Origin of the sequence: uncultured Bacteroides sp. (assembly GCF_947632445.1) — a bacterium.
Taxonomy (GTDB): Bacteria; Bacteroidota; Bacteroidia; order Bacteroidales; family Bacteroidaceae; genus Bacteroides.
The window spans coordinates 64,357-77,902 of sequence record NZ_CANRPM010000002.1; the positions used below are offsets into that span (position 1 = coordinate 64,357).

Annotated in this window: 12 protein-coding genes and 1 tRNA gene; 1 reads left to right on the forward strand and 12 read right to left on the reverse strand. The window is 45.8% G+C overall.

Annotation, left to right across the window (positions count from 1 at the left end):
* Positions 1-28: 28 nt before the first annotated feature.
* From Q0Z70_RS00920 to Q0Z70_RS00940, 5 genes are all read right to left on the reverse strand, one after another.
* On the reverse strand, positions 29-2,494 hold the full coding sequence (locus Q0Z70_RS00920; RefSeq protein ID WP_298071753.1) for a glycosyl hydrolase: 2,466 nt from the start codon (positions 2,492-2,494) through the stop codon (positions 29-31).
* A gap of 61 nt (positions 2,495-2,555) precedes the next feature.
* A tRNA-Trp gene (locus tag Q0Z70_RS00925) sits at positions 2,556-2,628 on the reverse strand.
* 87 nt (positions 2,629-2,715) lie between these two features.
* Complete coding sequence (locus Q0Z70_RS00930) at positions 2,716-3,291, reverse strand: uracil-DNA glycosylase family protein (protein WP_298071755.1); 576 nt, start codon at positions 3,289-3,291, stop codon at positions 2,716-2,718.
* A 14-nt stretch (positions 3,292-3,305) separates the two neighbouring features.
* Positions 3,306-3,938: a hypothetical protein gene (locus Q0Z70_RS00935; RefSeq protein ID WP_298071757.1), complete on the reverse strand. Its 633-nt coding sequence runs from the start codon at positions 3,936-3,938 to the stop codon at positions 3,306-3,308.
* A gap of 200 nt (positions 3,939-4,138) precedes the next feature.
* A complete protein-coding gene (locus tag Q0Z70_RS00940) occupies positions 4,139-4,783 on the reverse strand; it encodes an ATP-binding protein (RefSeq protein ID WP_298071758.1) in 645 nt (214 codons plus the stop codon).
* Between the two features lie 149 nt (positions 4,784-4,932).
* Between Q0Z70_RS00940 and Q0Z70_RS00945 the strand changes: the two genes are divergently transcribed.
* Positions 4,933-5,106 (forward strand): histone H1, encoded by a 174-nt coding sequence (locus Q0Z70_RS00945; RefSeq protein ID WP_298071760.1) that lies wholly within the window; start codon positions 4,933-4,935, stop codon positions 5,104-5,106.
* Between the two features lie 54 nt (positions 5,107-5,160).
* Here the strand turns inward: Q0Z70_RS00945 and Q0Z70_RS00950 are convergent, their stop codons facing one another.
* From Q0Z70_RS00950 to Q0Z70_RS00980, 7 genes are all read right to left on the reverse strand, one after another.
* Complete coding sequence (locus Q0Z70_RS00950) at positions 5,161-5,907, reverse strand: HAD-IA family hydrolase (protein WP_298071763.1); 747 nt, start codon at positions 5,905-5,907, stop codon at positions 5,161-5,163.
* Between the two features lie 5 nt (positions 5,908-5,912).
* On the reverse strand, positions 5,913-7,253 hold the full coding sequence (locus tag Q0Z70_RS00955) for a glucose-6-phosphate isomerase (protein ID WP_298071764.1): 1,341 nt from the start codon (positions 7,251-7,253) through the stop codon (positions 5,913-5,915).
* A gap of 20 nt (positions 7,254-7,273) precedes the next feature.
* On the reverse strand, positions 7,274-8,269 hold the full coding sequence (locus tag Q0Z70_RS00960; protein ID WP_298071766.1) for an NAD(P)H-dependent glycerol-3-phosphate dehydrogenase: 996 nt from the start codon (positions 8,267-8,269) through the stop codon (positions 7,274-7,276).
* Between the two features lie 10 nt (positions 8,270-8,279).
* On the reverse strand, positions 8,280-10,010 hold the full coding sequence (gene lysS / locus Q0Z70_RS00965; RefSeq protein ID WP_298071768.1) for a lysine--tRNA ligase: 1,731 nt from the start codon (positions 10,008-10,010) through the stop codon (positions 8,280-8,282).
* Between the two features lie 106 nt (positions 10,011-10,116).
* Complete coding sequence (locus Q0Z70_RS00970) at positions 10,117-11,031, reverse strand: glutaminase (RefSeq protein WP_298071771.1); 915 nt, start codon at positions 11,029-11,031, stop codon at positions 10,117-10,119.
* A 27-nt stretch (positions 11,032-11,058) separates the two neighbouring features.
* Positions 11,059-12,117, reverse strand: a complete 1,059-nt coding sequence (locus Q0Z70_RS00975) for a porin (protein ID WP_298071772.1) — start codon at positions 12,115-12,117, stop codon at positions 11,059-11,061.
* Positions 12,118-12,182: 65 nt separating this feature from the next.
* On the reverse strand, positions 12,183-13,442 hold the full coding sequence (locus tag Q0Z70_RS00980; protein ID WP_298071800.1) for a phosphoglycerate kinase: 1,260 nt from the start codon (positions 13,440-13,442) through the stop codon (positions 12,183-12,185).
* Between the last annotated feature and the right edge of the window lie 104 nt (positions 13,443-13,546).

Below are 13,546 nucleotides of genomic sequence, written 5' to 3' on the forward strand. Positions count from 1 at the left end.
GATATTTTCTTCTTCTTTTGTTTTACATCTATTTTGACTGAACATGTACAGACTGACGTTCTATAAGAACAGGTCCCAACAATCCCGATGGCAATAGTTCGTCATCTTTCTCAAAAAACTTAAATGACCCCACAGCTTTACGTCCTTTTGACGGACGGGGCAAACCTTTGCTGAGCCACTTGGGAACTCTCTTCATATATCGACCAACCGCAGGAGTATCAGGTGCATATCCGTATCTGAAAGGTTCAGACCATTCTATATCATCATCTTCTTGTTCATCTCCGATAAAACGATTCACCCAAAGGTTTGTTACATCAATTTCCAACAGATTGTCTCCTTTACATAATGCGGCGGTTATATCAACTCTGAACGGCGGTCGCCATAAATGGCCGCACAACTGTCCATTCACCCGCACTACTGCTAAGTTTTTCACTTCTCCCAAATCCAAAATATACCTGCTTGCCGTGTCTATTCTCTCCAAATAGACCTTGTTGGAATAGCGAGCCGTTCCTGAAAAATACTTAATACCTTTGCATTTCGATTCATTCCATGGTATAAGTTCATCGAAGTTTGTCTGTGAAAGAGCGCCCCAACCTTCGGGGAAGCAGACCGCCCAGGAACTCATAACACGGGTAGTTTCCATAACTTCAGGCTCGTGCAACATCATCAATCCCGGTTCCATTGTATCAGAAGCCCGTCTGAACACGACAAACAAAGCCTCCCTTTCGGTAAGATTCAATGCAATCCGAGTTTTCGTCCCATCAGATTTCCAGGCTTTTGCGTCTTTTATACTGACCTTTTCAGGATTCCATATTTCTGGCACTTTTCCACTCAAATCAATCGTAATGGTCGCCATAACAGCCGAATCGGCCGAATTGGCAATAAAAAAGATATCCGTATCTTCTTCTTGTCTGTGAATCCATTGTATGCATTCGGAATCGACCTGCAACGATTGTTGTTCACTTCGATAATCATCTACATACTTCCCTCGCTGTAATAAGGCTTGACAATGTGTAAAGTAAGAGAAGAGCTCTTTCGCCCCGCCACTTTGCCACCATGTCTGCCCAGATGTCCACTGTGTTCCCCAAATACCGAAAGTCATGCCCGGTTTTACGTCCGGCCACGGGTTCTGTGCTCCGGCATGTAACATCAGGGCATTGATTCCTAAGCAGAAGGCTCGGTCGGCCACCGCTTTCAAATCATTCGGGGCGTCTTTCCAGGCATGTAAAGGCCAGCAAGTAAAGCCTTCGGCATAAACTATCTCATGTCCAGCTTTACGAGCAGCCGATACCACCCTCGGAACATCCGGCCAACCCCATGTTTCTGGTTTCGTCCAAAACTCGGCACATATAGGATCATCAATAGCCAGCTGACTCACTACTTTTCCCGTATGAATCGGATTGAAAGGTTTTGAAGCCCCTGTACCATACGGTTGCACAAGTAATCGAAGTCCTTGATGCCGATGTACCAACTGACTCATATATCCGTAATAGTTCTCGGCAAAAAGATCAGTTACCATTGCTTGCCAGTCATTCTTAAAACGTTGGGTGGCTTCACGGTTTTGTATAGTTACTCCGGCTATGGCTGGCAACCACGGCAATATATCATACCCACGTCTTTTCTTAAATTCTTCGGGCATCAATATTGTCCATTCCTGCCCGCCTGCCTCATAACTGTCTATCTCTATCCGTTGGAATGTTTTTCCAACATTTCCGGCAGCTAATTTCAATAACATGGAAGGATAGCTTGACCAATAACGCTCAACGGCCTCCCGACTCATTTTATCGCATTCCAATCCTACTCCGCCGGTCGGGGCTGTACTTTCATTTGTTTTGCCATTCGCAGTATGTCCGAAACGATAAATCCTCCATTCCCCTTTGGGGACCCGCCAGTTGAGCACACCGTCATTCCCCATTTTATCTGATATGACGAATATTGATTCTATGTCTACACTATCTGCATCAGGCATAGCCACCACGGCTATGTCCCTATAATAATCATACTGTCTGTTTATCTTCGGCCGTTCAAGCACAATTTTTCTGCCACGTTTTGTCTTGCTATCAATCGCAGTCATACTCCATACCAGCTTCTGCATAGAGTATTCGGGAAGTACAGCAGGAAATGCACTCGATGACCATCCGGGACAATTATGCGTACCAAACGACAATCCAAGCCTTTCGCACTCACTGATAGCATGTTGCATCAATCGTTCCCAAGAAGCGGTACCAATGGCATTCGTCGAATCGCTCACCAATGTTTGGCGGGGTCCGCCCACTAAAAATTGCTGTACTCCACCAATACCGGCCTCTTTATAAGCCTCCAAATCAGCCGTAATGCCGTTTTCTGTTACCAGACCGTCCATCCATTGCCATATCATCAAGGGCTTGGCTTCATCAGATGGAAGTCTGAAAGCTTCTTCTAACGACTGGCTTTTAACTCCTGTCAGCGGTAAAGCCAGCAGGAACAAAACTTTAAGAATTTTGTCAATGTTCATTGTTTTTTACGTGTATTCAGGATAAAATCATCAAGATCAAAATTACGGAGATTTTTTATCGCACGGGAAGAGAGGCTCGAACTCCCGACACTCGGTTTTGGAGACCGATGCTCTACCAACTGAGCTATTCCCGTGTATGCAGTTACGAAGGTAGTGGAAAGTTTTGATTTTGCAAGACTTCTGCCGCTTTATTTTTCTTGTTGAACCGGTTATGCAGCCTTTTATAACATTTGCAAATCCTGATACATGACCCGATAGGCGGCCGCTTTCCGGTCTATAGCCAGCGGATAGGCCCGCGAGGAAGAGGGCATACGATAGAGGCGCAGGGGACGTCCTTTGAAAAGAAATTCGGTAAAGTTGCCTACTTTGGGAGCTGTAAGGGAGAACGTGTGGCACAATGTATCCGTAGCCTTTTCGCCGGTGGTAACGATGGCGCGGCATTGGGGAAGCCTTTCGAGTAGGCCGCAGACATCAGTAGGGTGCACTACTTCCAGATACTTGTCGGACGCATTGTCCTGCAGGCGTCGGATGGCCGTAGCCGTGTCGTAGAGGGCGATGCCTTTTTCCTGCAAGAAAGCAATGAGTTCTTCTTTGGAAAAGGCCCTTTTCCCTTTGACAACAAAGTGTTCTTTGTCATCGAAGAAGATGAGGCCCACAATGCGCCACATATCGTTGTTCCAGTTAGGGTAATAGAACTCCATACTCCACCGCTTTCGTTGCGGAGGAAAGCTGCCCAACATCAGCAGTTTGGCGTTAGCCGGCAGGAAAGGATCCAGTGGATGCCGTTCTATTTCCATAGGATGGGTTGAGCCTATTGTTGCTTGTCTTTGCTCTTTTTATGCTTGGCTTCTTTCTTTGCTAATACCACTACGTTGTAGACATATTCTGTCATCCATTGTTCAGAGTAGCCCAGACGTTCTTTGTATTGGCGTACAGCGGCAGCCGTCTTGTGTACATCGTCTTTTTTCCATACGATTTTGGTGCAGACTTCATGAACCGTTTTTTCTGTCATCGCTCTAAGGGCTCCTTTAAAGATTGATGGCATGCGGAATTTCCATTGCATTAAGTTACCCATCAACATCATCAAGTCGTTAGTGAAACCTTGATACATGAAAAGGTAGGCTTGTACATCATTGGGAGTACGGCAATGTTTTTTGATGGAAGCATCAATTTCTTTAAAAAAGTTCTCACTTAAAGCATAGTCTTGCATCAACATTTTCTTGGAGGCTGTTTTTTCTGCTTGTCCCAGCCTTCCGCCTTGTGTGGGTATCTTGAACAGCCGTTTGAAGGTAGCTACATCGGGCACAAAACGGATGTTGGTGATACCCAGGTTAGCAGCTATGACTGACTGGAAATAAACACGTGTCAGCAAAACAAAGTCTTCTACGTTCTTTGAAGGGACTTTTTCTGTATGCTTTTTAAATAGGTTGGCAAATATTCCCATGTTTTTATGAATGATTTTTTAGTTGTGGTGCAAAATTACGAAATAAGTTGATTTACACCAATATTGTTTGGAGCTTATTTCTTCACTTTCTTTTTGCAGGCAATCTAAATCATCTGCATGTCGGGTGAGTTATGTCCGAAGTATGTCATTGATGAAATTGGTTATTCCTATGTATTGTATGGTTGTGGGGTAGGGTACTTTTATTCTTTCAGGCGGAAATGAAATTTATGGTCTTCAAATACTGTCTCTACAATATCATAGCGGATAAACTTGGCCAATAAATGTTCTGCTGCCCGGCGTGGAATATGTGCTAAGCGGCAATATCGGTTTAAGGATAATCGGCCGTTCTGTTTGAGCAGAGCCAGTAATAAACGTTCACGTTCAGTATATTCTATCAATTCGCCAAGCGGACTTCCGCTCTGTTTCCACACATGTAAATGGATGGGCGTTGCCAAAATGTTTTCATCCTTGATGCGCAAATAGGCTAAATATTTACCCGATTCATCTTTTGCATAGATTGGCTTTTGCTTACTTTCTTCAATTTGTACAATCAGGATGGTACGTCCTTCAATCTGATAAGGTTGCATGCTATAGTTGATTGTTGGGCTACAATAAAGTTCAGCTGCCGCATCAATCATGTATTTCTCCTCTTCTGAACGTATTCCTGCAATTCGGCCATTATCTTTTACACCAATCAGCAGGCGTCCCCCTTCTGTATTTGCAAAGGCGGAAAGAGTCTTAGCAATTTTACACGCATCAGATATTTCAAACTTAAAGTCTTGTTTCTGATGCTCGCTTTCGGCAATCAGGGCGTATATATAGTCGATATCTGTAAGACGTTTCATGGTTGCAAAAGTAGGGAAAAAACGCCGATTATTCTTTTTTAGCCTAAAAATGCTGCTGCGGTAAAAAAAAATATTCTTTTTATGTGTTTATTTCGCAAAAGGGTGTATCTTTGCCGTACATTATTAACAAGTAAATATTTAAAGGGATTATGAAAGAATTAGTAGGAAAGATTGCTGAATTATATGCAGCATTTGAAAAAGATGCAAAGGCACAGGTAGAGAATGGAAACAAAGCTGCCGGTACTCGTGCACGTAAAGTTTCATTGGAAATCGAGAAAGCTATGAAAGCTTTCCGCAAAGCATCTTTGGACGCTGCCAGATAAGCATTGCATAGTTAAAAAAATGAAAGGGTGTATCTATGGGTGCACCCTTTCGTTTTATATAGATGTTTCTTGCATGGCTTGGTGTACTTTTTCCCATGAATCATTGAAAGCCTGCATGGAAGGAAATAGTAAATTGGCCCCCGCGTTACGTAGAACCTGTTCGTCTAATGGCCCAGTATTGACGGCTATGGTGAAGATGCCTGCTGCAATGCCTGCTTGTACTCCAATGGGGGCATTCTCGACGACGATTGCTTCATTGGGGGCTGCGTGTGCTTTTTCCAATCCCATCAGGTAGGGTTCTGGATGAGGCTTGCCGTATTTGACATCGAAGGCTGTAACCATGTGATTCCGATCGAACGTGTCGGGATAGTTATGATTCAGTTTGTCGAGTAGAGATGTCTGTCCCGATCCAGTGACCAATACAGGGATAAGGTTGTTGGCTTTCACTTTTTGCATCAGTTCCCAAGCTCCTTTCATGCGTTCAGGTTCTGGATGCTTGTTGAACTCGCGGCTCTTCTCTGCATAGATTTCTTCAATCATTTCGGGGGTGGCATCTTTACCGAACTGCCTTTGATATACGATGTTGATTGTCGATGCTCCTGTACGCCCTTCATGTAAGAATGCTTCTTCGCGGCTTAAATGGAGGCCGCGACGTTCCATCACTGTATGCCAGGCATCGGCATGATAGGGCATGGAATCGAACAACACTCCGTCCATATCGAACAGTACAGCTTTAAGATGGATACAAGAATGCCCGCTATCTTGAAGATAGCGGGCTATGGATTGTTGAATGGAATTCATATAGCTTACAGTCTTGCGCGGATAGCCTTGGATTCTTCTTCATAGCCCGGCTTGTTGAGCAGGGCAAACATGTTCTTTTTGTAGGCTTCTACACCCGGTTGGTTGAAAGCATTGACTCCCAGCAGATAGCCGCTGATACCGCAAGCCTTTTCGAAGAAGTAGAGCAAGCCGCCGATGCATTCTTCGTTCAAGGTCGGTACAGAGATACGCATGTTGGGTACACCGCCATCTACGTGAGCCAGTTGTGTGCCCAATTCGGCCATTTTGTTGACTTCGTCTACGCGCTTGCCTACCAGAAAATTCAGGCCGTCTAGGTTTTCTGCGTCATTGGGTACTTCCAGTTTATGGGTCGGTTGTTCAACCGATATTACGGTTTCGTAGATGGTACGTTCACCTTCTTGAATCCATTGACCCATGGAATGAAGATCGGTTGAGAAGTCTACGGCAGCAGGGAAAATACCCTTGCCTTCCTTGCCTTCGGATTCACCGTACAATTGTTTCCACCATTCGTTGACGTAGTGAAGTTTCGGATTGAAGTTGACAAGGATTTCAATCTTCTTGCCGTTCTTATACAATTCGTTGCGGGTTGCGGCATACAGTGCGGCGGGATTTTGTTCAAAAGGAACGTCTACACCGCAGGCTTTCTCCATTTCAACGGCACCGGCTACCAGTTTGTCGATGTCGAAGCCGGCTACGGCGATAGGAAGCAAACCTACTGGAGTCAGTACGGAGAAACGACCACCCACGTTGTCGGGGATGATGAACGACTTGTAATCTTCCTTATCGGCTGTAATGCGCGCGGCACCCTTCTTGGCATCTGTAACAGCTACAATGACTTTTTGGGCCATTTCTTTACCGCGTTGGTCTTCACATTGCTTTTTCAGCAGACGGAAAGCAAGGGCTGTTTCAGTGGTTGTACCTGACTTGGAGATATTGATAACACCGAATTTCTTGTCTTTCAGATATTCAGTGAGTTCGTATAAATAGTCTTCACCAATATTGTGACCGGCAAAAAGGATAGTTGGTGCATTCTTCTTTTTTTCCTGCAACCAAGCAAAGCTATTTGAAAGTGTTTCGATGACCGCACGTGCACCTAAGTAGCTTCCGCCAATACCTGCTACAATTACAATTTCACAATTCTCACGTAATATCTGGGCTGTAGCTTTTAGGTCTTCCAAGTGTTCTTTTGTGATGGATGACGGCAGGTGCAGCCAACCCAAGAAGTCGTTACCTTTGCAGGTACCGTTTTCTAAAGCATCTTGTGCTTCTTTTACTTTTGCTTCATAAGCGGCAACATTTTCTTTGGAGATAAATCCAAATGTCTTTTCAATGTTTAAACTAATCATATTATCTTAATTTAAAAAGTTTATCTGAAAGAATCAGTCAGTAGTTTGATTTCAATCATAGGGGATATTCGTTCATATAGTATATTATAAACAGCATCCGCTATAGGCATATTCACATGATAGTGTTTGTTGATCTCTTTGATACATTTTGTTCCGTAATAGCCTTCAGCAATCATTTCCATTTCTATCTGAGCACTTTTTACAGAATATCCTTTTCCTATCATGGTGCCAAACGTGCGGTTACGGCTGAAGTTGGAGTAGCATGTTACGAGCAGATCTCCTAAATAGGCCGAATCATTGACGTTACGATCAAGTGGATGGACTGTTTGTAAGAAACGATTTATCTCCTGTATGGCATTGGATATAAGTACGGCCTGAAAATTGTCGCCATATTTCAAACCATTGCAAATGCCGGCAGCGATGGCGTAAACGTTTTTCAGTACTGAACCGTATTCGATGCCTGCCACGTCATTACTGACTGAGGTTTTAATATAGGAACTGCTGAGGTGGCGGGCAAAAATAGAAGCTTTTTCAATGTCGGGACAAGCAATGGTGAGATAGGAAAGACGCTCCAATGCCACTTCTTCGGCATGACAGGGACCTGCTACTACAGCTATGTTTTCAGCCGGTACACCATATTCTTTTGTGAAATATTCGGATACAATCATGTTGTCATCGGGGACGATACCCTTGATGGCTGTAATGATAAATTTGTCTTTGATCTTCGTTTTCAGTTTCTTTAAATGAGATTTGAGGTAAGGCGAAGGCGTAACAAATATCAATGTATCGGATATCTTTACCACATCGTTGATGTTCGAACTGAAATTGATCCGCTTGGTGTCGAATTTGACGCCCGTCAGATAGGCGGGGTTATGGCCTAATCGTTTGAAGTCGGCAATGCGGTCGTCGCGCCGCATGTACCAATTAATCGACTCTGCCTGATTGAGCACCATTTTAGCAATGGCTGTTGCCCAACTTCCTCCGCCCATGATGGCTATCTTTCCAGGAACTTTCATCTCTATTTTGTTAGTTCTTCAATCTTTCTATCCAACCGGTCACGTCGTTTACACTCGGATTAGTCAAATCCAACTTGTATTTCTTGTTGATGCCGCAAATGTCCATGTGTAGTTTTTGAGGGTTGACTTCTGCCATGTCGGCAACTTGATTGTATCCGGCTTTTTGAATAACGGGTACCCATTCTTCAGGAATGCCCAGCTCCATGAACTTGGCTGGTGCGTCTTTCGGTGTTACCTTTTCGGGACGCATCTGCGGGAAGAACAATACTTCCTGGATGAAAGCCTTGCCTGTCATCAGCATAGTCAGACGGTCAATGCCGATGCCGATACCCGATGTGGGAGGCATACCATATTGCAGGGCTTTCAGGAAGTCCTGGTCAATGAACATGGCTTCATCATCCCCCTTCTCGCTCAGGCGCAACTGTTCTTTGAAGCGTTCTTCCTGGTCGATGGGGTCGTTCAGCTCGCTATAGGCATTGGCCAGTTCCTTGCCGTTTACCATCAGTTCGAAGCGTTCGGTAAGCCCCGGTTTGCTACGGTGCATCTTAGTCAGCGGACTCATTTCTACGGGATAGTCAATGATGAAAGTCGGCTGGACGAAAGTCCCTTCACAGAATTCTCCGAAGATTTCGTCAATCAGCTTACCTTTACCCATGGTATCGTCAATATCCATTTTCAGCTCTTTGCAGATCTGGCGGATTTCGTCTTCGCTCTTGCCGTTGAGGTCATAGCCCGTCTTTTCCTTGATGGCATCGAGGATCGGCAGGCGGCGGTAAGGCGCTTTAAAACTGATGGTCTTGCCGTCTATTTCGGTTTCTGTACAGCCATTTACGGCGATACAGATGCGTTCGAGCAACTTTTCAGTGAAACTCATCATCCAGTTGTAATCTTTGTACTGTACATAGAGCTCCATGCAGGTGAATTCGGGGTTATGGTTCTTGTCCATACCTTCGTTGCGGAAATTCTTGCCGATTTCGTAAACGCCTTCAAATCCACCTACGATAAGTCTTTTCAGGTAAAGCTCCGTAGCGATACGCAGATAGAGGTTGATGTCCAGCGAGTTGTGATGGGTGATGAACGGACGGGCGCTTGCACCGCCGGGGATGGACTGAAGGATAGGAGTCTCCACTTCTGTATAGCCGGCTTCGTCCAGTACGGCACGCATGGTCGAAATCACTTTGGATCGCTTCAGAAAGGTTTCTTTCACACCATCGTTCACGATGAGGTCGATATATCGTTGACGATAGCGCAGTTCTGGATCTTCGAAAGAGTCGTATGCCACGCCGTCTTTATATTTTACGATGGGGAGCGGTTTGAGGCTTTTGGCGAGTACGGTCAGCTTTTTGGCATGTACGCTGATTTCGCCCGTCTGGGTACGGAAAACAAAGCCTTCGATGCCGATGAAGTCGCCCAGGTCGAGCAAACGTTTGAATACGGTGTTGTACATGTCTTTGTTCTCGTCAGGACAGATATCGTCGCGGGTGATGTACACTTGAATACGTCCTTTAGAGTCCTGAAGTTCGATGAAGGAAGCTTTTCCCATGACGCGGCGGCTCATCATACGTCCGGCGATGGATACTTGGCGCGGCTCGTCTTCGTCTTTGAATTCAGCTTTTATGTCTGTAGAGAAAACGTTGGTTGCATACTCTGCTGCTGGATAGGGGTCGATACCCATCGTGCGGAGTTCATTCATGCTGTTGCGGCGAATGATTTCCTGTTCACTTAGTTCTAAAACGTTCATATCGTTAGTTTTCACTCAATTTGGGTACAAAAATACGAAACATTTTTCACATTCGCATGCTTTTTCGTTAAAATGCAAGATGTGTGGAAGTTCTGTATTTAAAAAATCAGAAAATACTGACGGCAGTTTTCGTCGTAAGCAGTTCAAGTGCTTTCAGTCCCATGATCGAATTGCCTTTTTTATTGAGCCGGGGACTCCAGACGGCTACTGAGTATTGTCGCGGACAGATGGCGGCAATACCTCCTCCCACGCCACTCTTGCCCGGCAATCCTACCAAGTAGGAAAATTCGCCGGCCTCGTCGTAGAAGCCGCAGGTCTGCATGATGGCGTTGATGCGCTTCACCTGTGAGGTGGTGAGTTCGGTTCCGTCGAAATTGAAGGCGCGCGTGTGGTCGGCAAAGGGCAGGAAAGCACGCGACAGCTCGCGGCAGTTCATCTTGACTGAACACTGGCGGAAATAGAAGCGGAGCACACACTCCACGTCGTTTTCGATGTTACCATAATACTTTAGCATGTTCACGATAGCCGCATTCAAGTAGCCGCTGTCTCGCTCTGAGGCAGCCATACTCTCGTCGTACTGGATGGAGTCACATTCGCAGAGGCTGCGTACAAAAGCCAGATATTCACGTTCGGGGTATTCCAGAGTTGAGAGAAGAATGTCGGTCATAACCAGTGCTCCCGCATTGATGAGAGGATTTCGGGGGATGCCATGCTCCAACTCCAACTGAAAAATGGAGTTGAAGGCGTTGCCCGAAGGCTCCACACCGATGCGTTGCCACAAGCGGTCGTTTAATCGGGCAAAGCCCATGGCCAGCGCAAAAACTTTCGAAATACTCTGAATGGCAAACCGTTCATTGCAATCGCCCATAGCATGGCTTTGTCCGTCAAGGGTATGCAGACAAATGCCGTAGCGATCGGGGTTTACCTTCAGTAAATCGGGAATATAGGAGGCTGGTTCTCCCTGTTGGGCATACGGTTGTATCTCATGATAAATTTCTTGAAGAATCTGGTCGTAGTTCATGGCAGTAAAGTTTGAATGTCCAAGGAATTAAAATCGTACTTGCACTTGGGTTTGCAGCAGATTGGAGCTTTCGCCCAGATGTGGGTCGCAATAGGTATATTGCACCTGCAGGCGGCATTTGGGGTAAAACCACCATTGTAGGCCGGCTATGTAGTTGGTTTGTTTGTTCTCCTTGGCCTTGTTCTTGTTGAGGTGGTCGTAAGAGGCTATGAGATCCACCTTGTTACTAACAAGGTGAATGTTAGTCGTGGCATAATAACCCTGGCTCTTCACGCTACCGTCTTTGCCGGCCAGATATTCACTGCGCAGATCAAGTTGTTTGAGCTTAATTTTGAAGCCTGTCGACCAGCGGTTACGTGTATAGCTATCGCCCACCTGAATGTCCGGGTTAACGTCGGAAGTGGCTACAGCGCAACCTTTTCCCTTGACGAAAGAACCGTTTACGGATAACCATTTCAATGGATTGATCATCAGATTACCCACAATATCTTTCTGGTTGTTACCGTCCTTCAGATTGATGCCCTGTCCGTTCATGACGGCCACTTTGTAACTCAACAGGCTTTTAAGTAAATCGCCGTAAATCATCAGCCCTATGTCGCGGCCGGTAGTCGATCCGTAGAGCGGGTCGCTTCCGTTGTATCCGGCGAGGTAATTGGCAGCCTGTGAGTTGACGTTAATCAGTTCGAGGGCACTGGGCGACATAGGATTTTCGATGGAATACATCGTCTTGAATTGTCCGATGCGCACGCCGATTTCCGGTAGAAAATGATATTCGGTGTACATTTCCAGTAATTTGGGTGAGTTGGCCAGGCTGTACATGAAGTAGCACGACCAACGATCGGTGATGCGTCCGCGAGCCATGAGGATGGCACGCTTGATATCAAATGTGTTGGTTTTGCTTGTGGGTTGGTCGTTATAGGTATATCCCATTTGGATGTATCCTTCCAGCGTGATACGCTCTTTCAGTGTGTTCACGATGTGGGTCAGTGTCATGGCTTGTGATTTTTTCTCATCTTCCTGTTTGTCTTGTGCGGAGGCAGTAACCATGAAAATACAGGCAAACCATAGTATCAGCAATTTTCTCATGAGGCATTAAAAAAGAAAGAGGGCGTATCGAAGCGGACACGCCCTCTTTCGGTTGGTGATTAGTTTTATTCGTTGATAGCAGCAATACCCGGAAGAACCTTCCCTTCGATAGCTTCGAGCAATGCACCGCCACCCGTCGATACGTAAGATACGCCGCTGGCCAGGCCGAACTTGTTGACGCAAGCTACAGAGTCGCCGCCACCTACCAGTGAGAAGGCACCGTTCTTCGTAGCTTCTACGATAGCTTCGCCTACGGCACGAGAACCGTGTGTGAAGTTGTCAAATTCGAATACGCCTGTCGGGCCGTTCCACAAGATAGTCTTGGAATTCTTGATAACATCGGCGAAGAGTTTTTCACTCTCAGGACCTATATCGAGACCTTCCCATCCTTCAAGAATTTCGTTTACCTTGCAGAACTTCGTATTGGCATCGTTAGAGAAAGAGTCTGCAATCTTGGCATCGGTAGCCAACACCAAATTTACGCCTTTTTCCTTGGCTTCTTTCATCAAGTCGAGGGCCAAATCAAGTTTGTCATCCTCGCAGATGGAGATACCGATCTTGCCACCCATAGCCTTGGTGAAAGTATAAGTCATACCGCCGGCGATAATGAGGTTGTCTACCTTGTTCAGCAGGTTTTCGATGATTTCAATCTTGGAAGAAACCTTCGAACCACCCATGATGGCGGTGAATGGACGGTGGATGTCGTTCAGCACTTTGTCTACAGCCTTTACTTCCTTTTCCATCAGATAACCGAACATCTTGTGGTCTTTGTCGAAATATTGTGCGATGAGTGCCGTAGAAGCGTGTGCGCGGTGAGCAGTGCCGAAAGCATCGTTCACGTAGCAGTCGGCATACGAAGCCAACTTCTTGGTGAATGCCTTCTGGCTTTCCTTTACTTTAGCTTTGGCAGCTTTCTTCTCTTCGTCGGTAGCGTCTTCAGCAAGACCGCGGGGTTTGCCTTCTTCTTCGGCATAGAAACGCAGGTTTTCCAGCAGGAGAGCTTCACCCGGTTGCAGAGCAGCAGCCTTTACGGCAGCTTCTTCACCCATGCAGTCGTTGGCGAACTGGACTTCAATGCCCAGCAGCTCGTTCAGGTGGTTCAGGATGTGTTTCAGGGAGAATTTTTCGGCTACGCCTTTCGGACGGCCTAAGTGAGAGCCGATTATCAAACTACCGCCTTCGGTCAGAATCTTCTTCAGTGTAGGAAGAGCAGCACGCATACGGGTGTCATCTGTGATGTTGAAATTCTCGTCCAAGGGCACATTGAAGTCCACACGGACAAATGCCTTCTTACCGGCAAAGTTGAATTGATTAATTGTCATAATGCGCTATTTTATTTAAAAGTGTTACGAATATTCTCGCTTTACTTGCCCGCAAAGTTAGCATTATTTTCTATAATATGTTCGCAGCGGGCGTTTTTTTTAAGTCT

Excerpts from the sequence above, each read along its gene's own strand:
- Q0Z70_RS00920 (WP_298071753.1), bottom strand. The coding sequence starts at position 2,494 with ATGAACATTGACAAAATTCTTAAAGTTTTGTTCCTGCTGGCTTTACCG.
- Q0Z70_RS00930 (WP_298071755.1), bottom strand. The coding sequence starts at position 3,291 with ATGGAAATAGAACGGCATCCACTGGATCCTTTCCTGCCGGCTAACGCC.
- Q0Z70_RS00935 (WP_298071757.1), bottom strand. The coding sequence starts at position 3,938 with ATGGGAATATTTGCCAACCTATTTAAAAAGCATACAGAAAAAGTCCCT.
- Q0Z70_RS00940 (WP_298071758.1), bottom strand. The coding sequence starts at position 4,783 with ATGAAACGTCTTACAGATATCGACTATATATACGCCCTGATTGCCGAA.
- Q0Z70_RS00945 (WP_298071760.1), top strand. The coding sequence starts at position 4,933 with ATGAAAGAATTAGTAGGAAAGATTGCTGAATTATATGCAGCATTTGAA.
- Q0Z70_RS00950 (WP_298071763.1), bottom strand. The coding sequence starts at position 5,907 with ATGAATTCCATTCAACAATCCATAGCCCGCTATCTTCAAGATAGCGGG.
- Q0Z70_RS00955 (WP_298071764.1), bottom strand. The coding sequence starts at position 7,253 with ATGATTAGTTTAAACATTGAAAAGACATTTGGATTTATCTCCAAAGAA.
- Q0Z70_RS00960 (WP_298071766.1), bottom strand. The coding sequence starts at position 8,269 with ATGAAAGTTCCTGGAAAGATAGCCATCATGGGCGGAGGAAGTTGGGCA.
- lysS (WP_298071768.1), bottom strand. The coding sequence starts at position 10,010 with ATGAACGTTTTAGAACTAAGTGAACAGGAAATCATTCGCCGCAACAGC.
- Q0Z70_RS00970 (WP_298071771.1), bottom strand. The coding sequence starts at position 11,031 with ATGAACTACGACCAGATTCTTCAAGAAATTTATCATGAGATACAACCG.
- Q0Z70_RS00975 (WP_298071772.1), bottom strand. The coding sequence starts at position 12,117 with ATGAGAAAATTGCTGATACTATGGTTTGCCTGTATTTTCATGGTTACT.